The organism is Sphingomonas sp., assembly GCF_017744835.1.
GTDB lineage: Bacteria > Pseudomonadota > Alphaproteobacteria > Sphingomonadales > Sphingomonadaceae > Sphingomonas.
Window position 1 is genome coordinate 146,041 of the sequence record NZ_JAGIAM010000005.1, and the last position, 21,076, is coordinate 167,116.

Below are 21,076 nucleotides of genomic sequence, written 5' to 3' on the forward strand. Positions count from 1 at the left end.
CTGAGGTAGCGGGTTGCGACCGCCGGTCAAGATTGCATGACGCGCCGCCATCGCTATGTGGGGCGGACATGCGCACCGCCACGATCAGCCGCAAGACGAGCGAGACCTCGGTCGACGTCACCGTCAACCTCGACGGCACCGGCGCCTATGCCATCTCCACCGGCATCGGCTTCTTCGATCACATGCTCGAGCAGCTCAGCCGCCATTCGCTGATCGACCTCGACGTCAAGACGGTGGGCGACCTGCACATCGACCAGCACCACACGGTGGAGGACACCGGGCTTGCGATCGGCGAGGCGGTAGCCAAGGCGCTGGGCGACAAGAAGGGCATCCGGCGATACGCGGACGCCCTGTCGCCGATGGACGAGACGCTGACGCGCGTCGCGGTCGACATCTCGGGCCGGCCCTTCCTCGTCTGGAAGACCGAGTTCAGCCAGAAGCGCCTCGGCGAGATGGACACCGAGATGTTCGAACACTGGTTCCACTCGTTCGCGCAGACCGCGGGGCTGACGCTCCATGTCGAGACGCTCTACGGCACCAACAACCACCACATCGCCGAAGCCGCGTTCAAGGGGCTCGCCCGCTCGCTTCGCGAGGCAGTGGAGATCGACCCGCGCAAGGCTGACGCCATCCCCTCGACCAAGGGAGTGCTGTGATGATCCTGGTGCTGCTCACCTACAAGGTGCCGATCGAGACGATCGACGCACTGCGCCCCGCGCACGTCGAATGGCTCAAACAGGCGGCGGCCGACGGCCGGCTGCTGATGGCGGGCCGCAAGGTACCAGTGACCGGGGGCATGTTCCTGGTCCGCGGTTCGCTGGACGAAGTGAAGGCCTGGGCCGCGACCGACCCGTTCGCCACCAACGGCGCCGCCGACTTCGAGTTCATCGAAGTCGCGCCCGGCGTGGTCGCTCCCGGGCTGGAGGCGCTGGCCCAGTGAGCGTCGCGCTGATCGACTATGGCGCGGGCAACCTCCACTCGGTCCACAACGCGCTCAAGGCAGCCGGCGCATCGAACCTGCTGATCACCGCCGATCCGGATGCCGTGCTGAAGGCCGATCGAGTGGTGCTTCCCGGCGTGGGCGCGTTCGGTGCCTGCGCCGGCGGGTTGCGTGCGGTTCCCGGCATGGTCGAGGCGCTCGAGGAACGCGTGCTGCGTCAGGGCGCGCCCTTCCTCGGCGTCTGCGTCGGCATGCAGCTGATGGCCGACGCCGGCGAGGAGATGGGGACGCATCCCGGACTCGGATGGATTGCCGGCACCGTCCGCGCCATGCCGCCTGCACCCGGCGTCCATGTGCCGCACATGGGCTGGAACGACGTCGTCCCCACCCTGCCCCACCCGCTGCTCGAGCGGGGCGAGGCCTATTTCCTGCACAGCTTCGCCTTCACCGGCGATCATGTGCTCGCCACCACCGATCACGGCGGTCCGGTCACGGCCGCGATTGGCCGGGACAATATGATCGGCGTGCAGTTCCACCCCGAAAAGAGCCAGCGCTACGGCATCGCGCTGCTGGAGAGATTCCTAGAATGGCAGCCGTAAGTTCCGGCCTGATCGTCTTCCCGGCCATCGACCTCAAGGGCGGCCAGGTCGTCCGCCTCGCCGAGGGCGACATGGAGCGCGCGACGGTCTATGGCGACAATCCTGCCGCCCAGTCCCAGGCCTTCGCGGCGGCGGGCGCCGAATGGCTGCATGTGGTCGACCTCGACGGCGCCTTCGCGGGTGAGTCGGTCAATGGCGCGGCGGTGTCGTCGATCCTCCAGGCCTTCCCGGGCAAGGTCCAGCTCGGCGGCGGCATCCGCAACCGCGAGTCGGTCGAGCGCTGGCTCGACCTCGGCGTCGAGCGCGTGGTGATCGGCACCGCGGCGCTCGAGAACCCCGAGCTGGTGCGCGAGGCGGCGCGTGCACATCCGGGGCGCGTCGTCGTCGCAGTCGACGCGCGCGACGGCATGGTGGCGACGCGCGGCTGGGCTGATGTGTCCGACGTCTCCGTGGTCGAGCTGGCCAAGCGCTTCGAGGATGCGGGCGTCGCCGCCCTGCTGTTCACCGACGTCGGCCGCGACGGGCTGCTCAAGGGCTGCAACGTCGACGCCACCGTCGCGCTCGCCCGTGCCGTCTCGATCCCCGTGATCGCCAGCGGTGGCGTCACCGACATCGGCGACATCCACGCGCTGCGGCGGCACGTCGCCGACGGCATCGAAGGCGTGATCACCGGCCGCGCGCTCTACGACGGCCGGCTCGACCTGGCCCAGGCGATCGAGGTGGCACGGTGACCGTCCGTGCGCGCGTGATCCCCTGTCTCGACGTGGCCAGCGGCCGGGTGGTTAAGGGCGTGAACTTCGTCGACCTGGTCGACGCCGGCGATCCGGTGGAGCAGGCGCGTGCCTATGACGCGGCGGGGGCCGACGAACTCTGCTTCCTCGACATCACCGCCAGCCACGAGGCGCGCGGAACGATGATCGACGTGGTGCGCCGCACCGCCGAGGTCTGCTTCATGCCGCTCACTGTCGGCGGCGGCGTGCGCAGCGTCGAGGATGCGCGCGCGCTGCTGCTCGCCGGCGCCGACAAAGTGGCGGTCAATTCGGCCGCCGTGACCCGGCCCGAAGTCGTGTCCGAAATCGCCGAAGTGATGGGGAGCCAGTGCGTCGTCGCCTCGGTCGATGCGCGCCGCGTCGGCGAGCGCTGGGAAGTCTTCACCCATGGCGGCCGCCGCGCCACGGGCATCGACGCAATCGAGCACGCGCTGCGCCTTGCCGAGCTGGGTGCGGGCGAGCTGCTCGTAACTTCGATGGACCGCGACGGCACGCGCGACGGCTATGACCTCGCGTTGATCCGCGCAATCGCCGACCAGGTGACCGTTCCCGTGGTCGCATCGGGCGGCGTGGGCAATCTCCAGCATCTGGTCGAGGGCATCCGCGACGGCCATGCCTCGGCCGTGCTCGCCGCCTCGATCTTCCACTTCGGCCAGGCGACGATCGCCGAGGCGCACGCCGCGCTCGCGGCCGAGGGGATTCCGGTCCGCTCCTGAGGCAGCGGCTTAACGCTTCTCCAATCCCCCGGCGTTACGCTCACTGGCATGCCCTATGTCGCGTTCGTCCTGCTGGTCGCCGCTCCCGCCCTCGCCGCACCGCACAGCGGCACTGCCGGCGCGCGGACGATGCCCGAACTTTCCGACATCGCGCTCTTCGCCTGTGCCGCGGCGGCGGTGTGGTTCGTGCGCAGCCGCCTCCGCGCCCGCTTCCGCGCGCGTCGCGAGGTCGAGGGCGAGGATTGACAGAAGCCCCGCGCTCCCGCAGCCGGGCGCCATGGCCGACTCCCTCGACGCGCTCGAACAGGTGATCCGCGAACGCCGCAGCAGCGATCCGGCGACGTCCTATGTCGCCAAGCTCACCAGCCGCGGCCGCGCCAAGATCGCGCAGAAGGTCGGCGAGGAAGCGGTCGAGACCGTGATCGCCGCGATCGCCGACGATCGCGCGGGGCTCGTCGGCGAATCCGCCGACCTGATCTTCCACCTGATCGTGCTGCTCGCCGACGCCGGCCTCAGCCTCGACGATGTCCGCGCCGAGCTCGCGCGCCGCGAGGGCGTGTCGGGGCTGGAGGAAAAGGCGAGCCGCCGGGAGAATTGAAATGCCGATCGACGCCACCCAGCCCTATGACGACCAGAATATCTTCGCGAAGATCCTGCGCGGCGAGATTCCGTCGAAGAAGGTCTATGAGGACGAATTCGCGCTCGCCTTCCACGACATCAACCCGCAGGCGCCGCACCATGTGCTGGTGATTCCCAAGGGGCCCTATGTGAGCTGGGACGATTTCTCGGCGCGCGGGAGCGATGCGGAGATCGCCGGCTTCGTCCGCGCCGTCGGCCATGTCGCCCGCGAGGCAGGACTGGTGGCGCCGGGCTATCGGCTGCTCGCCAACACCGGCACGGACGCGCACCAGGAAGTGCCGCACCTCCATGTCCACATCTTCGCAGGCAAGCCGCTGGGGCCGATGCTCGCGCGCTGAGCGGGAAGTGGCCGGAAGGTGCAGGAGCCCATGGAGCCCTTCCGGCCACCCATTGACTCGCTAAGAGGGGATGCGAGCCTTGCGAGGCTACGCCCGGCGAGACGAAACGCTGCGTAAATTTTGGTAAATTCGTGAACCCTCAGGCGGGCTCGGTCGCCATGCCCGCCGCGGCCGCGTCGCCGAACCCGCCCAGATTGTGGACGCGCCGATAGCCCATGTCCTGCAGCGCCTTGGCCGCGAGCACCGAGCGCCCGCCCGAGGCGCAATAGAGCACCACAGGGCGATCCGGGCGGAAGTCGGGATCGTGGTAGGAAAGCTCGGGATCGGCGCGGAACTCGATCATCCCGCGCGAGATGTTGCGCGCGCCCGCGAGCTTGCCGGTCTGCGCGACTTCGTTCGCGTCGCGCACATCCACGAGCAACGCATCTTCCTCGGCGATCAGCCTCTGCGCTTCGGCGACGTCCACGCGCGGGACGCTCTGGTTGGCTGCGGCGAGCTGTTCCTTGACGGTGGCCATGGCAGTACCTCCCGGCCCGCCAGACTATACCTCGTCGGCCCGGCTTTCCACCCGCAACGCGGGGCTCGCCACTCTGCCCGGCCCACTAAAGCATTGCGCATGCCGGTTTTGCGGTTAGGCTCGCCGCTTTCAATCGGGGCGGCGCGCATCTGCGCCGCATAGGGGACAACCAAATGATATTCGGGCGCATCAAGCCACTCGATGCCATCCTCGCCACAGCCGAAAAGAAGTCGCTCCACCGGTCTCTGGGAGCGTTCCAGCTCACCATGCTCGGCATTGGCGCGGTGATCGGCACGGGCATCTTCGTTCTCACCGCCGAGGCCGCGCAGAAAGCCGGTCCCGGCATGATGCTGAGCTTCGTCATCGCCGGCTTCGTCTGCGGCGTCGCCGCGCTCTGCTATGCGGAGATGGCTTCGATGGTCCCGGTCGCGGGATCGGCCTATACCTATAGCTATGCGGTGATGGGCGAGCTGGTCGCCTGGATGGTCGGCTGGGCGCTGATCCTCGAATATGCGATCGCCGCCGGCGCCGTGTCGGTCGGCTGGTCGGGCTATTTCATCGGCTGGCTCAACTCGAGCTTCCACATATCGATACCCTATGCGCTGGTGCGCGGGCCGTTCGACGGCGGCATGATCAACGTGCCGGCGATGCTGATCGCCGCCGCGGTGACTGCGCTGCTCATCAAGGGCACCAAGGAAAGCGCCACGGTCAACGCGGTGCTGGTGGGGGTGAAGATCATCGCGCTGACGATGTTCATCATCCTGACCATTCCGGTGATCCAGACGGGCAAGTTCACCCCCTTCGCGCCGCTCGGCTTCGCCGGCATCTCGGGCGCGGCGGCATCGATCTTCTTCGCCTATGTCGGCTTCGACGCGGTCTCGACTGCGGCCGAGGAGACCAAGAACCCGCAGCGCAACATGCCGATCGGCCTGATCGGCAGCCTCGCGATCTGCACCATCTTCTACCTGCTCGTCGCCGCCGGCGTGATCGGCACGGTTGGCGCGCAGCCGGTGTTCGGCCCGGGCAACGAAGTGCTCGCGCCCGGAACGCCCGCGCTGGCTGAAGCCTGCACCGCGATCCAGGAACAGGCCGTGGTCTGCTCGAAGGAAGCGCTGGCCTGGACGCTGCGCCAGGTCGGCTATCCGTTCGTCGGCTGGCTGGTCGGCGCGGCTGCGATCATCGCGCTGCCGTCGGTCATCCTGATGATGATGTTCGGCCAGACCCGCATCTTCTTCGTGATGAGCCGCGACGGCCTGCTGCCGGAAGTCTTCTCCAAGGTGCACCCGCGCTTCCACACGCCGCACGTCATCACCATCCTGACCGGCATCTTCGTGACGCTGTTCGCCGCCTTCTTCCCGGTCGGCCTGCTCGCGGACGTCTCGAACTCGGGCACGCTGTTCGCCTTCGCGGCGGTGTCGGTCGCGGTGCTGGTGCTGCGCCGGACCGATGCGACGCGCCATCGGCCGTTCCGCACCCCGGCGATCTACCTGATCGCGCCGCTCTCGATCCTGGGCTGCGTCTATCTGTTCTACAGCCTGGACATGAAGACCAAGACGCTGTTCCTCGCCTGGGCAGTGGTCGGCCTGATCGTCTATTTCCTCTACAGCCGCCGGAGCAGCCATGTCGGCCGCGGCATCGTCGACGTGCCCGAGCACGAGGCTTATGAAGAGCTGAAGCCCGAAGTTCCCGGAACGCACTGATCCGGGGCAGGCACAAAAAAGGGGCCGGAGGAGCGATCCTCCGGCCCTTTTTCTATTCAGGCCCCGCCCCTTCAGGGGAAGGGCTTCACAGCCCTCACCCCAGCTTCTGGGCGGCGAGCTTCTTCAGGTCCACTTCGGCGCGCGCGCCATAGTGCTGGATGATCTCGGCCGCGCAGATCGCGCCCAGGCGGAGCGATTCCTCGAGGCTGCGGCCCTGCGCCTGAGCGTGGAGGAAGCCGGCGGCGAACATGTCGCCCGCGCCGGTAGTGTCGACCAGCTTCTCGATCGGCTCGGCGCCGACCTCGACGCGCTCGTCGCCCTGGAGCGCGATCGCGCCCTTCTCGCTGCGAGTCACGACGAGCAGCGGCACCTTGCCGTGGATGTGCTGCACCGCGTCCTCGAACGACTCATGCTCGCACAGCGCCAGCAGCTCGTTCTCGTTGGCGAAGAGGATGTCGATCAGTCCCTCGGCGATCAGCTTGCGGAAGTCGTCGCCGTGACGCGAGATGCAGAAGACGTCGGAGAGCGTGAACGCCACCTTGCGCCCGTTGGCGCGCGCCACGTCGATCGCCTTGCGCATCGCGGCGCGGGGCTCTTCGGGGTCCCAGAGATAGCCTTCGAGATAGAGGATCGCGCCGCTGGCGATCAGATCGAGATCGAGCGCGCTGGCCGGCAGGAACTGCGAGGCGCCGAGGAAGGTGTTCATCGTGCGCTGCCCGTCGGGCGTCACGAAGATCAGGCAGCGCGCCGTGGTCGGCTGGCCGGGACGGACGGCGGTGTCGAAATGCACGCCCGCGGCACGGATGTCATGCCCGAAGACCTGCCCGAGCTGGTCGTCGGCGACCTGGCCGATGAAGGCGCATTTGCCGCCGAGCGCAGCGATGCCCGCAACGGTGTTCGCCGCCGAACCGCCCGAAACCTCGCGCCCAGGGCCCATCTTGGCATAGAGCGCATCGGCCTCCTCGGGCGAGAACATCAGCTGCATCGACCCCTTGGCGACGCCGATCTCCTCGATGAACGCGTCATCGGCCTGGGCAAGGATGTCGACGATCGCATTGCCGATCGCGACCACTTCATAGGTGGGGCTGGTCAAGTCAAAGGCTCCAATGGGTTGCGCCGCCCCCCTAGGGACAGGCATGGAATAGCGCAATGATTCAAGCTTTCTTCCTCTCGCTGGGCCAGTTGACCGATCGGCCGATCGCGATCGTCTTGCTAAAATCGCTGCTGGTCACCGTGCTTCTGTTCGCCGCGGCGGGCGTGGGGTTGTGGTTCGCGCTCGACTGGGCGGCGGACATCGTCGAGCCCTGGCTGGGCGTGCACGATGAGGGCAACATCTTCGCGAGCCTGGCGACGCTGCTGCTGTTCCTGCTCGCCTGGTGGCTGCTGTTCCGCGCCATCGCAGTGGCGGTGGTGGGGCTGTTCGCCGACGAAGTCGTCGCGGCGGTCGAGGCGCGCCACTATCCCGCGGCGCACGCTCGTGCACGCGCCGTGCCGCTGGGGCAGTCGGTGGCGATGGGGCTCCGCTCCGCAGGCCGGCTGATCGGCGTGAACCTGCTGCTGTCGCCGCTCTATCTGGTGCTGCTCGTCACCGGCGTGGGCACGGCGCTTGCCTTCTTCCTCGTCAACGCCTGGCTGCTCGGGCGGGACCTGGGCGACATGGTCGCGGCGCGCCACCTGCCCCACGCCGAGCTGCCGGCATGGCGGAAGCAGACCGGCCCACGGCGCTTCGCGCTCGGCGCGGTCGGCACCGGATTGTTCCTGGTGCCGCTGCTCAACCTCGTCGCCCCGGTGCTCGGCGCCGCCATGGCGACGCACGCATTCCATCGGGGGAGGCAGGCATGAAGCGGGAGAGCATCGCAGCCATGGGCGCGGCGCTGCTGATCGGCGGCTGCGGAGGCACCACCGTGCCGGAAGTGCGCCCTGCTGCGCATGTCCCGGTGCCGACGGCGACAACCGCGGTGCCGCCCTCGATCGCTGCAGTGAAGGGCCAGACGGCGCGGCACCTCGTCGCCCAGTTCGGCAAGCCGCAGCTCGACATCACCGAAGGCAATGCGCGCAAGCTCCAGTTCGGCGGGCCGATCTGCGTGCTCGACGCCTATCTCTATCCGCCCGAGCATGGTGAAGCGGTGGTCACGCACATCGACACGCGCCAGCGTGACGGCCGGCCGATCGACCCGGCGAGCTGCCTGGCGGCGCTCACGCTGCGGGCCGCGGCGCCCTAGGCTCTAGCGCCACTCCCCCAACACCTCGGGATCGCTCTCCCCCGCCACTCGCGATTCGCGTTCGGCCTGCCAGCGCGCGGGGTCCAGCCGCCGCAGCGCCCAGGCGGCGCTTCCCCGCACCTCGGGCGCGGGATCGTCGAGCAGTGCCGCCACCGGCTCGACCAGCGCCGCGCTACCGCTGTTGCCCGCCGCGATCAGGCAGTTGCGCGCCATGCGGTCGCGGCCGATGCGCTTGATCGGCGAGCCCGAGAATACCTGGCGGAAGCTCGCGTCGTCGAGCGCGAGCAGATCCGCGAGCTCGGGCGCGGCGAGCTCGGCGCGCGGCGCGAAAGCCATGTTGGCCTGGGCCGCGGCGGCGAACTTGTTCCATGGGCAGACCGCCAGGCAATCGTCGCAACCGTAGATGCGGTTGCCCATCGCCGCGCGGAACTCGGACGGGATCGCGCCCTTGTGCTCGATCGTCAGGTACGAGATGCACCGTCGCGCATCGAGCCGATAGGGCGCGGGGAAAGCCTGGGTCGGGCACGCGGTCTGGCATGCTTCGCAGCTTCCGCAGGTCGAGCGACGCGCCGCATCGGGCTCGAGATCGAGCGTGGTGTAGATCGCGCCGAGGAACAGCCAGCTGCCGTGGCTGCGGCTGACGAGATTGGTGTGCTTGCCCTGCCAGCCGAGCCCCGCCGCCTCCGACAGCGGCTTCTCCATCACCGGTGCGGTGTCGACGAAGACCTTCACGCCGGCGTCGGGGGCAACGCTCACGAGCCAGCGCGCCAGCTCCTTGAGCTTGCGCTTGATCAGGTCGTGATAGTCGGCGCCCTGGGCATAGACCGAGATGCGGCCGACCTCGCCCGCGTCCGCCAGCGCCAGCGGATCGGCGGCGGGGGCATAGCTCATGCCCAGCGCGATCACGGACCGCACCTCGGGCCACAGCCCGGCGGGGCTCTCGCGGTGGTGCGCGCGCTCCTCCATCCACAGCATCGAGCCGTGACGACCCTCTTCCAGCCACTGGCGCAGCCGCGCTCCGGCAGCCGGCGCCGCGTCGGCGCGCGCGATCCCGCAGGCGGCGAAACCGATCTCCGCTGCGTGCGCCTTTATTTGCGCCTCCAATGGCTTGCCTTGGATCATCGCCGCCCGCTACCACAACAAGCGCAGGGAGGGGATGGATTTGAGCAGCGAACTGGCCGTCAGCGCCAAGGGTCTCGTCAAGCTTTTCGGCGACCGTCGCGCAGTCGACGGAGTCGACATCGCCGTGCCCAAGGGGCTGATCTACGGCGTGCTCGGCCCCAATGGTGCGGGCAAGACCACCACGCTGCGCATGCTGCTAGGCATCATCGAGCCCGACGAGGGCGAGCGGATGCTGCTCGGGTACGACCGTCCGCGCGACGCGAGCGACCGCGTCGGCTATCTCCCCGAGGAACGCGGCCTCTATCCGGGCATGAAAGCGAAGGAGGCGATCGCCTTCATGGGCGCGCTGCGCGGGCTACCGTGGAAGACCGGCCGCAAGCGCGCCGTGGCGCTGCTCGAACAGGCCGGGCTCGGCCACGCCGCCGACGACAAGATCCGCAAGCTCTCCAAGGGCATGGCGCAGCTCGTCCAGCTGCTCGGTTCGGTGGTGCACGAGCCCGACCTGCTCGTGCTCGACGAGCCCTTTTCGGGGCTCGACCCGGTCAACCAGGAGCGGCTCGAAAAGCTGATCCGCGCCCAGCGCGACCGCGGCGCCACCATCCTCTTCTCCACCCATGTCATGGCGCATGCCGAGCGGCTGTGCGATCGGCTATCGATCATCGCGGGCGGCAAGGTCCGCTTCGAGGGCAGCGTCGACGACGCGCGCGCCACGCTGCCGCTACGCGCGCATTACACGCCGCACCATCAACCCGAGGCCGCCAAGGCGCTGCTGCCAGCCGACGCCGAGCGCGAGAATGGCGGCTGGCGCTTCACTGTGCCGCCCGAGGGAATCGAGGCGCTGCTCGTCCGGCTGATCGAGGCGGGGCACGGCATCTCGGGCCTGTCGATCGAGCGGCCGGGCCTGCACGACGCCTTCGTCAAGATCGTCGGCGCGCAGGCGCTGGAGCAGGAGCAGGCCGCATGAGCAATTTCGCACGCACGCTGCGCCAGACGCTGACGATCGCCCGGCGCGACTTCATCGCGACGGTGTTCACGCCGACCTTCCTCCTCTTCCTGCTCGCCCCGGTCTTCATGCTAGGTTTCGGCGCGGTGGGCGGCCTGGGCGCCGCGAGCATGGCCAAGTCCGCGGAAGGCAAGGTCCGCATCGTCGCGGTCGTCCCCGACGCGGACCGCGACGCGCTGATCGCCGCCGATCGCGAGCTGCGTGGCCTGTTCCGCGGCGACGAGATGCCGCCGCCGCTGTTCTTCGAGCGCCCCGGCGCCGATCCCGACATCCAGGCGCGCGCGCTGTTCCAGAACCCGCACTTCGACGCGACCGCTGCGCTCTACGGCACGCTCGAACGGCCGCAGATCCTCTTTGCCCCGCCCAGCGAGCGCCACGCGCGCTATCTCGCGCAGCTCGCGGAGCAGGCGCTGCGCAGCACCCGGCTGGGATCGCCGCGACTGGTGCAGGCACGCGTCGAGCCCGTCGCGCGCCAGGTGACTTCCAGCAGCGGCCACGGCCAGGCGGCCTTCTTCACGGTCTTCGGCCTGTTCATGCTCAGCCTGATGCTGTCGAGCCAGGCGGTGGGGACGATGGCCGAGGAGCGGTCGAACAAGGTGATCGAAGTGCTCGCCGCCGCGACACCGCTCGAATCGGTGTTCCTCGGCAAGCTGCTCGGCATGTTCGGCGTGGCGCTGATGTTCCTGCTCTTCTGGGGCAGCGTCTTCACCCAGATCGGCCGGCTGCTCCCCGGCAACATCGCGACCGAGCTCGCCGACGTGGCCCCCGCCACCGGCGCGGTCTTCCCGCTGCTCTTCTTCGCCTATTTCACCATGTCGTACATGCTGCTCGGCGCAGTGTTCCTCAGCGTCGGCGCGCAGGCGGCGACTCCGCGCGAGATCCAGATGCTGTCGCTGCCGATCACCATCTTCCAGATGGGTATGCTCGGCTTCGCGATCGCGGCGGCGAGCCAGCCGGGAAGCTGGGTCGCGCGCGCGGCCGAGATCTTCCCGTTCAGCTCGCCCTTCGCGATGGGAGCCCGCGCCGCCAATCAGCCCGAGGTCTGGCCCCATCTGCTCGCGCTCGGCTGGCAGGTGCTGTGGGTGGCGATCACCGTCACGATCGGCGCACGACTGTTCCGTCGCGGCGTGCTCAAGTCGGGCGGCCCCAAATTCCGGCTGAAGGCATTGTTCGGGGGCTGAGCCTCTATTGACATAATTGTCAGTTATGCTCTCCTCCGCATCGGAGGAGAGGCACTATGGCTACGCTGGCGACCGAGTCCGCCCCGCAGGAGCACGTCGATCCGCTCGACGTGAGCCGGCCCGAGCTCTACCGGGACGACCTGTGGCACGCCCCCTTCCGTCGGCTACGCGCCGAGGCGCCGGTCTATCGCTGCGAGCACAGCGACTTCGGCCCCTATTGGTCGCTCTCCACTTACAAGCCGATCGTCCAGGCCGAGTCGCTGCCCGAGATCTTCTCGTCCCAGGCCGGCGGCATCACCATTGCCGACCTGCAGGACGGTGACATCAAGATGCCGATGTTCATCGCGATGGACCGGCCCAAGCATACCGGCCAGCGCCGGACCGTCGCGCCTGCCTTCACCCCGTCCGAGATGGTGCGCCTCACCGACAACATCCGCACGCGAACCGCCGAGATCCTCGACTCGCTACCGGTGGGCGAAAGCTTCGACTGGGTCGACCGCGTCTCGATCGAGCTCACCACCCAGATGCTCGCGATCCTGTTCGACTTCCCCTGGGCCGACCGCCGGCTGCTCACCTACTGGTCCGACTGGGCGGGCGACATCGAAGTCGCCAAGGACCCGGCGCGCAAGGATGAGCGCCGCAAGATCCTGTTCGAATGCGCCGCCTATTTCGGCGAGCTGTGGAAGGCCAAGCTCGGCAAGGAGCCGACCCCCGACCTGATCTCGATGATGATCCATTCGGACGCCATGTCGGAGATGGACCAGATGGAGTTCCTCGGGAACCTCATCCTGCTGATCGTCGGCGGCAACGACACCACGCGCAACTCGATGAGCGCCTATGCCTGGGGCCTTGAGCAATTCCCCGACGAGCGCGCCAGGCTCGAGGCCAACCCGGCGCTGATCCCCAATGCCGTGCAGGAGATCATCCGCTGGCAGACGCCGCTCGCCCATATGCGCCGCACCGCGACGCAGGACACCGAGCTGGAGGGGCAGAAGATCCGCGAGGGCGACAAGCTGGTGCTCTGGTATCTCTCCGCAAACCGCGACGAGAGCATCTTCCCCGATGCCGACCGGATCATCGTCGATCGCGAGAACGCGCGGCGCCACCTCGCCTTCGGCCACGGCATCCACCGCTGCGTCGGCGCGCGGCTCGCCGAGCTGCAGATCAGCGTGCTGCTCGAGGAAATGGCGAAGCGCCGCCTGCGCGTGAACGTGACCGGCGAGCCCGAGCGCGTCTCCGCCTGCTTCGTCCACGGCTATCGGAAGATGCCCGTCGAGCTCAGCCGCTACTGAGCCTCGGCTGGCGAGCCCCGGCGCGATCGTGCAGACTGGGCCGCAATGACTCTCCCCGCGATTTTCCAGTCGAACCCGTTCGACCCGCTGCCGCACCTCGCGGCGCTGCTCACCGCCTATTTCTTCGCGCTGCCGATCGGCTGGAACCGCGAGCGCGCCGAGCGCAGCGCGGGGCTGCGCACCTTCCCGCTCGTCGCGCTGGCGAGTTGCGGGATCGTCCAGGCCGCCGAATCGCTGATCCCCGGCCATCCCGAGGCGATGGCGCGGATCGTTGAGGGGATCATCACCGGCATGGGATTCATCGGCGGCGGGGCGATCCTGCGCATGAAGGAATCGGTCAAGGGCACCGCCACGGCCGCGAGCCTGTGGGCGACCGGCGCGATGGGCACCGCCGTCGGTCTCGGCAGCTACGACGTCGCGCTGATCCTGTCGGTGGTGACCGTGATCACGCTCTGGATGCTCTCGCCGCTCAAGCGGCGGATCGACGCCGAATTTCCGCTGGAGGACTAGCGGCTCAGTCCTCGCCGACCGGCCGGTAGGCGACCCGCCACATCGCCACGCCGATCAGCGCGGCAAGCGCCGCCAGCAACGCGCTCGATCCGACTGCGCTCGCGATACGATAGAGCCACGTCTGATTGTCCATCGCCGGCATCGCGAACAGCCCGAAGCCATAGGTCTGCGCCCCGACGAAGACCGCCATCACCGTGACCGCGCCGACCAGCGCGGCGTAGCGCGCGCTGCGCAAGCCGGCCACGTGCATCACCAGCCACAGCGGGCCCGCGACCGCAGTGATCGCGCAGGCCGAGACGACGCAGCCGATCACCCAGCCCCAGGCCAGCGCCAGCGGGTCGCGCTGGCCACCGAGCAGCAGCAACCCCAGAATGATTCCGCCCGCGAGCATGCTGCCCACGCCGAGCGCGAGCCCGGCGCGGTCGATACTCGTGTCATAGCGCTGCGGTGCCCGCGCGCGATCGCCCATTCCCCGGCCCTCTCCCTGGCGGAATGGATAGCGGCGCGCGGGGGCCGGCGGCAAGCGGGCTGCGGCGAAGGCGCGCCGTTTTGAGACTGGCTTACCGCATCCCCGCAAACCGTCCGGCGCGTTCGCAGGCTTCCACCGCCGCCATGTCGGGCGCGGGCGGCGCGGGGCCGAGCGGCGGCACCATCACCGGCTGGCCGATCGCCACCGCCGAGAAGCGCGCAGTATCGCTGCCGGCGCAGCGCAGCATCGCCTGCAGCATGTCGGGCGGGGTGCGATAGCCTTCCCACGAGAGCCGGAAGGTGCCCCAGTGGATCGGCAGCGCGAACGGCCGGCCGAGCCCGCTCCACACGCGGAGCGCATCGCGCGGCCCGATGTGGCTGCCGCTCGCCATCTGGCCGGGCTCGAAGCGGAAGGCGCCGATCGGGATGGCGGCGAGGCGGATCGGGCCGAGCGCGGCGGCCTCCTCCGGCCATTTGCCGTCGCCGAGTCCGGTATCCCCGGCGAAGAAGAAATTGCCGTGGGGAAGCCGCACGACGAAGCTCGACCAGAGCGCGCGGTTGCGGTCGGCGAACCAGCGGCTGCCCCAGTGATGGTTGCGCGTCACCGCCACCGTCACGCCCGGCCGGAGCGCCAACGAGCCGCCCCAATCGAGCCCATGCGCCTCGATTCCCGCCGAGCGCAAAATCGCGTCATTGCCCAGGCTGGTGACGATCACCGGCCAGTCGCGCGCCCAGAGCTTCCCCAGCGTCGCGAGGTCGAGATGGTCATAGTGATTGTGGCTGACGAGAATCAGGTCGATCTTCGGCAGATCCTCGACGCGCACGCCGGGTTCCGCCACCCGCGCCGGACCGAAGCCGAATGGGCCGGTCCGATCGCTCCACACCGGATCGGTGAGGATGTTGAGCCCCTCGGTCTGCACCAGCATCGTCGCATGCCCGATCCAGGTCGCGCGCATCGCCTGCCCCTCGACGCGGGCGGGGGGATTGTCGAGGCGCACCGCGACATGCTGCGGCCATCCCGGCTTGTCGGGATCGCTCCGCAGCTGGCGCAGCAGGAAATTGCTGCGCGGCCGACCCGCGGGCGGTGCGAATGTGTCCTCGCCATCCGGATTGAAGAAGCGCTCGCCGTCGAAATGGCCGCTCACTGGCCCGCGATAATAGATGCGGTCGAGGAAGCGAGGCACCGTCACCGCCGCCAGGCAGAGCGCGACCACGGTCCAGAGCAATAGGGCCGCGGCCCCCCGGGCCGCCCGTTTGGCGAAGCGCATGATCCCTTGTTGGGGAGCCGCACGCGCGTGATCAAGCTTGATCGCTGCCCCTGCCCTCTCCTAGTCCGTCGCAATGACAGCCGAGCTGCCCCGCACCCAGGAAGAAGCCGCCGCCGAGCTCGAGCGGCTCGCCGCCGAAATCGCGCACCACAACCGGCTCTATCACGCCGAGGACGCGCCCGAGATCAGCGATGCGGACTATGACGCGCTGATGCGGCGCAACACCGCGATCGAAGCCGCCTTCCCCGAGCTGGTGCGCGCGGACTCGCCTTCCCGCCAGGTCGGCGCTGCGCCTGCCGGCCGCCTGGCGAAGGTGGCGCATGCGCGGCCGATGTTCAGCCTCGACAATGCGTTCAGCGACGAGGATGTGGCCGACTTCCTCGGCCGCGTGCGGCGCTTCCTCGCGCTCGGCGAGGATGCAGCGGTGGCGCTGACCGCCGAGCCCAAGATCGACGGCCTTTCCTGCTCGCTGCGCTACGAGAAGGGCCGGCTGGTGCAGGCGCTCACCCGCGGCGACGGCCAGATCGGCGAGGACGTGACGGCGAACGTCCGCACGATCGCGGACATCCCCGCCGAGATCGCCGGCGCGCCCGAAATCTTCGAGGTCCGCGGCGAAGTCTATATGGCCAAGGGCGATTTCGCCGCGCTCAACGCGCGGTTGCTGGCCGAGGCCGAGGAGAGCGGCAAGGAAGCGCGCCAGTTCGCCAATCCGCGCAACGCCGCCGCGGGCTCGCTCCGCCAGAAGGATGCGGCGGTAACTGCGTCGCGGCCGCTGCGCTTCCTCGCCTGGGGCTGGGGCGAGACCAGCGCGTTGCCGGGCGAGACCCAGGTCGAGGTGATCGCCGCCGTCCGCGCGATGGGCTTCCCCGTCTCCGATCTGTTCGCCGGCCCGCTCGATCTCGCCGCGGCACTCGCCCAGTACAAGCGCATCGAGGCACAGCGCGCCGACCTGCCCTTCGACATCGACGGCGTGGTCTACAAGGTCGACCGGCTCGATTGGCAGGATCGGCTCGGCTATGTCGGCCGCGCACCGCGCTGGGGGATCGCGCACAAATTCCCCGCCGAGCGCGCCCAGACGACGCTGCGCGCGATCGACATCCAGGTCGGCCGGACCGGCAAGCTTACGCCCGTCGCGCGGCTCGAGCCGGTGACGGTCGGCGGCGTGGTCGTCACCAATGCGACGCTCCACAATGCCGACGAGATCGCGCGGCTCGGCGTCCGCCCGGGCGATCGCGTGATCCTCCAGCGCGCCGGCGACGTGATCCCGCAGATCGTCGAGAACCTCACACGCGACGAGGATCGCCCTGAGTATCGATTCCCCGATCATTGCCCGATCTGCAATTCGGAAGCGGTCGCCGAGGAAGGCGAAGTCGACGTCCGCTGCACCGGCGGGCTGATCTGCCCCGCCCAGCGACTCGAACGGCTCAAGCATTTCGTCAGCCGCGGCGCGCTGGACATCGAGGGGCTGGGCGAGAAGACGCTGATCGAGTTCCTCGACCTCGGCTGGATCGCGGAGCCCGCCGACATCTTCCGCCTCGCCCGCCACCGCGAGGCGCTGCTCGGCCGCGAGGGCTGGCAGGAGAAGTCGGTCGACGCGCTGCTCGCCGCGATCGAGGCCAAGCGCGCACCCGACGCCGCGCGGCTGCTGTTCGGGCTCGGCATCCGCCACATCGGCGCGATCACTGCGCGCGACCTGCTCAAGCGCTATGCAACGCTCGACGCATTGCGGGCACTGGCCGACAACATCATCGCGCTGCGCGACGCCACGCCGGCCCAGATCGGCGAGACCGAGCAGAAGCACCGCGCCCGGCTCGACAAGGCGGTTGCCGAGCTGATCGGCGTCGAGAATGTCGGCGGCGCGGTCGGGCAGGCGCTGGCGGACTTCTTCCACGAGCCGCACAACCGCGAGGCCTGGGACGACCTGCTGAGCGAAGTCGCGCCCCCGCCTTTCGTCGTCGAAACGCGCGACTCGGAAGTCACCGGCAAGACGCTCGTCTTCACCGGCAGCCTCGAATCCCTCAGCCGCGACGAAGCCAAGGCGCAGGCCGAGAAGCTCGGCGCCCGAGTCGCGGGATCGGTCTCGGCCAAGACCGATCTGGTGATCGCAGGCCCCGGTGCGGGCTCCAAGCTCAAGAAGGCCGCGGACTTGGGCATTCGCGTCATTACCGAAGCGGAATGGGGTGCAATAGTAAGCGCCGCAAAGTGATGCCTTTTTGCAACGCAGCATTTGGAATCAATCGTTACCAACAGCTCGCTGCTGGACTCCGATTGACTGTCATAGGACCGACATAAATTAGGCACATGGGCGGCCGCGACGGTGAAACCACCGCGTGACCAGTGCGTCCAAGGCACACCTAAGGGGACTACCAATGCGCAACATGCTTTTCGCTGGCGTGGCAGCTGCCGCGCTCGTGATTCCTGCCGCCGCGATGGCGCAGGAAACCACTTCGACCATCCGCGGCACGGTGGTTTCGGCTGGCACCCCGGTGGCCGGCGCGACCGTCGTGATCACCGACAGCGCGACAGGACAGCGCAGCACCGTGACCACCGACGCTGCGGGCGCGTTCAGCGCCGGCGGCCTGCGCCCGGGCGGCCCCTACACCGTCGACGTCTCCAGCGCTTCGGGTAACTACTCGGTCACCGACGTCTATACCGTTGTCGGCCAGCCCTATGACGTGCCGATCGACCTCGCCTCGGGTGCGGCCGCCGATGCCGGCACCGAGATCGTCGTCACCGCCTCGGCGCTCGCCGGCGCTGGCTCGACCTCGACCGGGCCGCAGACGCTACTGCGCCGCGAAGACATCGCCGCGGTCGCCTCGGTCAACCGCGACATCCGCGACCTGATGCGCCGCGATCCGTTCGCGCGCATCGAAGACACCGCGTCGGGCGGCCGCTCGGTCTCGTTCGCCGGCGTCAATCCGCGCTTCAACCGCTTCTCGATCGACGGCGTGATCGTCAGCGACAATTTCGGCCTCAACCCCGACGCCAACCCGACCCGCCGCGGCCCGGTGCCGATCGACTCGATCGCCCAGTTCACCGTCTCGGTCGCGCCGGTCGACATCCGCCAGGGCAACTTCCTCGGCGGCGCGGTCGACGCCGTGCTGCTCCAGGGCACCAACAGCTTCCACGGCACCGGCTTCTACTCGCAGAACAACGACTCGCTCTCGGGCAAGCGCATTGGCAGCACGACCATCCCGCTCGACTATAAGAGCGAGACCTACGGCGCGACGCTTTCGGGCCCGATCATCAAGGACAAGCTGTTCTTCATGATCTCGGCCGAGCGCAACAAGCAGGGGAACCCGCTCCAGCCGTTCTCGACCATCCCGGGCGCCAACGAAGCGGCCGCGAACCAGGTCGCGTCGATCGCCGACAGCGTCTACGGCTATGATGCCGGCGGCATCCTGGCGATCTCGCAGGACAAGGACGAGAAGATCGTCGGCAAGCTGACCTGGAACATCACCGACGGGCAGCGCCTCTCGCTCTCGTACATCAATGCGTACGATTCGATCGACATCCTCGGCAACGTCAGCACCAACGCCTCGACCCCCGGCTTCGGTCTCCAGTCGAACAGCTACACCAACACCGAGCTGCTCCGCGCCGGCATCCTCCAGCTGAACTCGGACTGGAGCGACAACTTCTCGACGGAAGCGCGCTTCCTCTACAAATATTATGAGCGCGGCCGCTTCCCGGGCGGCGAGAGCCTCGCCCAGTTCCGCGTCTGCAGCGACGCGACCAACGACTCGGCGGTCGGTTCGCCCGCCGGCACCACCAACGACCAGCCGACCACCTGCGGCACCAACAACCCGATCTATGCACTCGGCGTCGAGAACTCGACCCAGGCCAATGTGTTCTTCACCGACACCTATGGCGGCTCGATCCAGGCGCGGTGGAGCCAGGGCGCGCACGACCTGCGCCTCCTCGCTGAAATGAACGAGGCGCGGATCTTCAACCTGTTCCTGCAGAACACGCAGGGCAATTATTACTTCGACTCGCTCGCGGACTTCCAGAACCGCCTGGCGAGCTCGGTCACCTACCAGAACACCGCCACCGGCGATCAGAACCAGGCCGCGGCCGACTTCAAGTATCGCCAGTACACCTTCGGTATCCAGGACGACATCACGGTCACCGACAGGCTGAACTTCACCCTCGGCCTGCGCTACGACCTGTTCGACGCCGATACGCCGGTGCCGCTGAACCCGGGCTTCACCGCCCGCTACGGCTTCCCGAACACTCGCACGATCGGCGGTAAGGGCCTGTTCCAGCCGCGCATCGGCGCCAACTGGAAGCCGGTGGACGACGTCAAGATCCGCGCCGGCGCGGGCATCTTCGGCGGCGGCACCCCCGACGTGTATCTGTCGAACAGCTACTCGAACGCGGGTGCCGGCGTCGGCGGCGTGGCGATCAACTCGGTCACCGTCCAGCGCTGCGTGATCAGCTCGAGCTGCACCACGGGTTACCAGATCAACGGTGCGAACGTCGCCGCTGCCACCGCGCTGCCGCTGCTCAGCGGCGTGACCGGCACGTCGATCCCGGCGGGCCTGCAGGCGCAGATCCCGAACACCGGGGCGAACAGCCTGGCCAACATCAACGCGCTCGATCCCGACTTCGAGATCCCGAACGTGTGGAAGGCCACGCTGTCGTTCGACTGGACGCCGCACAACTTCCTGGGCGGTGGCTGGCGCTTCGGTGCGGACTATTACTTCAGCCGCACCAACGCATCGGTGTTCTTCACCGATATCCGCTCCATCCCGATCGGCACGCTGCCCGATGGGCGCACGCGCTTCGGCCCGCTGGTCGGCACCAACACCAACACCGACATCCTGCTGACCAACTCGTCGAAGGGCCGCAGCCACATCGGCGTCGTCCGCGTCGAGAAGCATTTCGACTTCGGTCTCGACCTGAACTTCGCCTACTCGCAGCAGGACGTGAAGGATCAGGCCCCGGCGACCTCGTCGACCGCAGGCTCGAACTACGGCAACGGCGCGTTCCTCGACGGCCGCGGCGCTGCTTATGGCACCTCTAACGATCAGGTCGCATGGTCGTTCAAGTACGGCGTCGGCTTCAACCACGCGTTCTTCGACGACTACAAGACCCGCATCCAGCTGTTCGGCGAGACCCAGGCGGGCCGTCCGTTCAGCTACACGATGGAGGATGCCGGTTCGGCGACCCGCAGTGCCGTGTTCGGCGTGACCGGCCGTGATGACCGCTTCCTGCTCTACGTGCCGACGGGCCCGAACGATCCGATCGTCAGCTACGACAGCGCAGCCACGCAGGCGGCGCTGGAGAACCTGGTCGCGAACAGCAACCTGAAGGACTATCGCGGCAAGATCGCGCCGCGTAACCTGGGCCGCTCGCGCGCCTACACCCGCATGGACGTGCACCTCGAGCAGGAAATCCCGACCTTCGTCGGCAAGTCGCGCATCTCGCTGTTCGCGGACATCGAGAACCTGCCGAACTTGCTCAACAAGAATTGGGGCGGCTTCCGCCAGGCGATCTTCCCCTATGTGGAAGACGCGGTCCGCGTGCAGTGCCTGTCGACGGCAACTCCGACCGGAACCGCTCCGGGGGCCGGCGTGGTCAACAGCTCGCCGGGTCAGCCCTGCGCCCAGTACCGCTACTCGAGCTTCATCGAGCCGAACGCGAGCACGCTCGAAGTTCGCCGCTCGCTGTACCTGATCCGCGTGGGCGCGCGCTTCTCCTTCTAAGCGCGCTTCCTTCGGGAAAGACGATGGGGCGTCGGCTGAAAGGCCGGCGCCCTTTTCGTTTGCCTGCTTTGCCCGCCGACTTTCCC

At 68.4% G+C, this 21,076-nt stretch carries 22 protein-coding genes; 17 read left to right on the forward strand and 5 right to left on the reverse strand.

The genetic code is table 11. The features are described 5' to 3' along the window. The first annotated feature begins 68 nt into the window (after nt 1–68). The 8 genes from hisB to J7500_RS15955 are packed head-to-tail and all read left to right on the forward strand — an operon-like array spanning nt 69 to nt 4,002. On the forward strand, nt 69–656 hold the full coding sequence (hisB, locus tag J7500_RS15920) for an imidazoleglycerol-phosphate dehydratase HisB (RefSeq protein WP_294062910.1): 588 nt from the start codon (nt 69–71) through the stop codon (nt 654–656). Then, complete coding sequence (locus J7500_RS15925; protein WP_294062911.1) at nt 656–940, forward strand: YciI family protein; 285 nt, start codon at nt 656–658, stop codon at nt 938–940. The genes hisB and J7500_RS15925 overlap by 1 nt, the downstream gene beginning before the upstream one ends. Next, the gene (gene hisH, locus J7500_RS15930; protein ID WP_294062913.1) at nt 937–1,539 is read left to right on the forward strand and encodes an imidazole glycerol phosphate synthase subunit HisH; all 603 of its coding nucleotides are present in this window, start codon (nt 937–939) and stop codon (nt 1,537–1,539) included. Before J7500_RS15925 ends, hisH begins: the two co-directional genes overlap by 4 nt. Further along, nucleotides 1,527–2,270 (forward strand): 1-(5-phosphoribosyl)-5-[(5-phosphoribosylamino)methylideneamino]imidazole-4-carboxamide isomerase, encoded by a 744-nt coding sequence (gene hisA, locus J7500_RS15935; protein ID WP_294062914.1) that lies wholly within the window; start codon nt 1,527–1,529, stop codon nt 2,268–2,270. Before hisH ends, hisA begins: the two co-directional genes overlap by 13 nt. Continuing rightward, nucleotides 2,267–3,025: an imidazole glycerol phosphate synthase subunit HisF gene (hisF, locus tag J7500_RS15940; protein ID WP_294062916.1), complete on the forward strand. Its 759-nt coding sequence runs from the start codon at nt 2,267–2,269 to the stop codon at nt 3,023–3,025. Before hisA ends, hisF begins: the two co-directional genes overlap by 4 nt. Before the next feature lie 48 nt (nt 3,026–3,073). Beyond that, nucleotides 3,074–3,271: a hypothetical protein gene (locus J7500_RS15945; protein WP_294062917.1), complete on the forward strand. Its 198-nt coding sequence runs from the start codon at nt 3,074–3,076 to the stop codon at nt 3,269–3,271. 31 nt (nt 3,272–3,302) lie between these two features. Beyond that, nucleotides 3,303–3,623: a phosphoribosyl-ATP diphosphatase gene (locus tag J7500_RS15950; protein ID WP_294062918.1), complete on the forward strand. Its 321-nt coding sequence runs from the start codon at nt 3,303–3,305 to the stop codon at nt 3,621–3,623. A 1-nt stretch (nt 3,624) separates the two neighbouring features. Next, nucleotides 3,625–4,002: a histidine triad nucleotide-binding protein gene (locus J7500_RS15955; protein WP_294062919.1), complete on the forward strand. Its 378-nt coding sequence runs from the start codon at nt 3,625–3,627 to the stop codon at nt 4,000–4,002. A gap of 139 nt (nt 4,003–4,141) precedes the next feature. Here J7500_RS15955 and J7500_RS15960 read toward each other — a convergent pair whose 3' ends face one another. After that, a complete protein-coding gene (locus J7500_RS15960; protein WP_294062920.1) occupies nt 4,142–4,519 on the reverse strand; it encodes a rhodanese-like domain-containing protein in 378 nt (125 codons plus the stop codon). Nucleotides 4,520–4,692: 173 nt separating this feature from the next. Here J7500_RS15960 and J7500_RS15965 point away from each other — a divergent pair, with 173 nt between their 5' ends. Continuing rightward, the gene (locus J7500_RS15965; protein ID WP_294062921.1) at nt 4,693–6,219 is read left to right on the forward strand and encodes an amino acid permease; all 1,527 of its coding nucleotides are present in this window, start codon (nt 4,693–4,695) and stop codon (nt 6,217–6,219) included. Between the two features lie 94 nt (nt 6,220–6,313). Here the strand turns inward: J7500_RS15965 and J7500_RS15970 are convergent, their stop codons facing one another. After that, nucleotides 6,314–7,312, reverse strand: a complete 999-nt coding sequence (locus J7500_RS15970) for an adenosine kinase (protein ID WP_294062922.1) — start codon at nt 7,310–7,312, stop codon at nt 6,314–6,316. 56 nt (nt 7,313–7,368) lie between these two features. On the opposite strand from J7500_RS15970, the gene J7500_RS15975 reads away from it, so the two are divergent. Beyond that, nucleotides 7,369–8,061, forward strand: a complete 693-nt coding sequence (locus tag J7500_RS15975) for an EI24 domain-containing protein (protein WP_294062924.1) — start codon at nt 7,369–7,371, stop codon at nt 8,059–8,061. Continuing rightward, a complete protein-coding gene (locus J7500_RS15980) occupies nt 8,058–8,441 on the forward strand; it encodes a hypothetical protein (RefSeq protein WP_294062926.1) in 384 nt (127 codons plus the stop codon). The genes J7500_RS15975 and J7500_RS15980 overlap by 4 nt, the downstream gene beginning before the upstream one ends. 3 nt (nt 8,442–8,444) lie before the next feature. Here the strand turns inward: J7500_RS15980 and queG are convergent, their stop codons facing one another. Further along, on the reverse strand, nt 8,445–9,563 hold the full coding sequence (gene queG, locus J7500_RS15985) for a tRNA epoxyqueuosine(34) reductase QueG (protein WP_294062927.1): 1,119 nt from the start codon (nt 9,561–9,563) through the stop codon (nt 8,445–8,447). A gap of 34 nt (nt 9,564–9,597) precedes the next feature. Here queG and J7500_RS15990 point away from each other — a divergent pair, with 34 nt between their 5' ends. From J7500_RS15990 to J7500_RS16005, 4 genes are read left to right on the forward strand one after another with little or no spacing between them, the layout of a single operon-like run. After that, entirely contained in the window at nt 9,598–10,527 is a 930-nt protein-coding gene (locus J7500_RS15990; protein WP_294062928.1) for an ABC transporter ATP-binding protein, read from the forward strand. Then, nucleotides 10,524–11,747, forward strand: a complete 1,224-nt coding sequence (locus tag J7500_RS15995) for an ABC transporter permease (RefSeq protein WP_294062929.1) — start codon at nt 10,524–10,526, stop codon at nt 11,745–11,747. Before J7500_RS15990 ends, J7500_RS15995 begins: the two co-directional genes overlap by 4 nt. Nucleotides 11,748–11,803: 56 nt before the next feature. Continuing rightward, nucleotides 11,804–13,039 carry a cytochrome P450 gene (locus J7500_RS16000; RefSeq protein ID WP_294062931.1) on the forward strand — a complete coding sequence of 412 codons (1,236 nt, stop codon included), beginning with the start codon at nt 11,804–11,806 and terminating at the stop codon, nt 13,037–13,039. 45 nt (nt 13,040–13,084) lie between these two features. After that, nucleotides 13,085–13,549 (forward strand): MgtC/SapB family protein, encoded by a 465-nt coding sequence (locus J7500_RS16005; RefSeq protein ID WP_294062932.1) that lies wholly within the window; start codon nt 13,085–13,087, stop codon nt 13,547–13,549. Nucleotides 13,550–13,553: 4 nt separating this feature from the next. Here the strand turns inward: J7500_RS16005 and J7500_RS16010 are convergent, their stop codons facing one another. Continuing rightward, nucleotides 13,554–14,018 carry a hypothetical protein gene (locus J7500_RS16010; RefSeq protein WP_294062934.1) on the reverse strand — a complete coding sequence of 155 codons (465 nt, stop codon included), beginning with the start codon at nt 14,016–14,018 and terminating at the stop codon, nt 13,554–13,556. 91 nt (nt 14,019–14,109) lie between these two features. Continuing rightward, a complete protein-coding gene (locus tag J7500_RS16015; RefSeq protein WP_294062936.1) occupies nt 14,110–15,285 on the reverse strand; it encodes an MBL fold metallo-hydrolase in 1,176 nt (391 codons plus the stop codon). A gap of 73 nt (nt 15,286–15,358) precedes the next feature. Here J7500_RS16015 and ligA point away from each other — a divergent pair, with 73 nt between their 5' ends. Then, complete coding sequence (gene ligA, locus J7500_RS16020; RefSeq protein WP_294062937.1) at nt 15,359–17,491, forward strand: NAD-dependent DNA ligase LigA; 2,133 nt, start codon at nt 15,359–15,361, stop codon at nt 17,489–17,491. 163 nt (nt 17,492–17,654) lie between these two features. Then, the gene (locus J7500_RS16025) at nt 17,655–20,990 is read left to right on the forward strand and encodes a TonB-dependent receptor (RefSeq protein ID WP_294062938.1); all 3,336 of its coding nucleotides are present in this window, start codon (nt 17,655–17,657) and stop codon (nt 20,988–20,990) included. Nucleotides 20,991–21,076: the final 86 nt, after the last annotated feature.

Bases quoted from the DNA above. Each gene is read 5' to 3' on its own strand.
- J7500_RS16005 (WP_294062932.1), top strand. From the start codon at position 13,085: ATGACTCTCCCCGCGATTTTCCAGTCGAACCCGTTCGACCCGCTGCCG.
- J7500_RS15995 (WP_294062929.1), top strand. From the start codon at position 10,524: ATGAGCAATTTCGCACGCACGCTGCGCCAGACGCTGACGATCGCCCGG.
- J7500_RS15950 (WP_294062918.1), top strand. From the start codon at position 3,303: ATGGCCGACTCCCTCGACGCGCTCGAACAGGTGATCCGCGAACGCCGC.
- J7500_RS15980 (WP_294062926.1), top strand. From the start codon at position 8,058: ATGAAGCGGGAGAGCATCGCAGCCATGGGCGCGGCGCTGCTGATCGGC.
- J7500_RS15975 (WP_294062924.1), top strand. From the start codon at position 7,369: ATGATTCAAGCTTTCTTCCTCTCGCTGGGCCAGTTGACCGATCGGCCG.
- J7500_RS15960 (WP_294062920.1), bottom strand. From the start codon at position 4,519: ATGGCCACCGTCAAGGAACAGCTCGCCGCAGCCAACCAGAGCGTCCCG.
- J7500_RS16010 (WP_294062934.1), bottom strand. From the start codon at position 14,018: ATGGGCGATCGCGCGCGGGCACCGCAGCGCTATGACACGAGTATCGAC.
- queG (WP_294062927.1), bottom strand. From the start codon at position 9,563: ATGATCCAAGGCAAGCCATTGGAGGCGCAAATAAAGGCGCACGCAGCG.
- J7500_RS15955 (WP_294062919.1), top strand. From the start codon at position 3,625: ATGCCGATCGACGCCACCCAGCCCTATGACGACCAGAATATCTTCGCG.
- J7500_RS16000 (WP_294062931.1), top strand. From the start codon at position 11,804: ATGGCTACGCTGGCGACCGAGTCCGCCCCGCAGGAGCACGTCGATCCG.
- hisB (WP_294062910.1), top strand. From the start codon at position 69: ATGCGCACCGCCACGATCAGCCGCAAGACGAGCGAGACCTCGGTCGAC.
- J7500_RS16015 (WP_294062936.1), bottom strand. From the start codon at position 15,285: ATGCGCTTCGCCAAACGGGCGGCCCGGGGGGCCGCGGCCCTATTGCTC.
- ligA (WP_294062937.1), top strand. From the start codon at position 15,359: ATGACAGCCGAGCTGCCCCGCACCCAGGAAGAAGCCGCCGCCGAGCTC.
- J7500_RS15945 (WP_294062917.1), top strand. From the start codon at position 3,074: ATGCCCTATGTCGCGTTCGTCCTGCTGGTCGCCGCTCCCGCCCTCGCC.
- hisA (WP_294062914.1), top strand. From the start codon at position 1,527: ATGGCAGCCGTAAGTTCCGGCCTGATCGTCTTCCCGGCCATCGACCTC.
- J7500_RS15965 (WP_294062921.1), top strand. From the start codon at position 4,693: ATGATATTCGGGCGCATCAAGCCACTCGATGCCATCCTCGCCACAGCC.
- J7500_RS15990 (WP_294062928.1), top strand. From the start codon at position 9,598: ATGGATTTGAGCAGCGAACTGGCCGTCAGCGCCAAGGGTCTCGTCAAG.
- J7500_RS15925 (WP_294062911.1), top strand. From the start codon at position 656: ATGATCCTGGTGCTGCTCACCTACAAGGTGCCGATCGAGACGATCGAC.
- J7500_RS16025 (WP_294062938.1), top strand. From the start codon at position 17,655: ATGCGCAACATGCTTTTCGCTGGCGTGGCAGCTGCCGCGCTCGTGATT.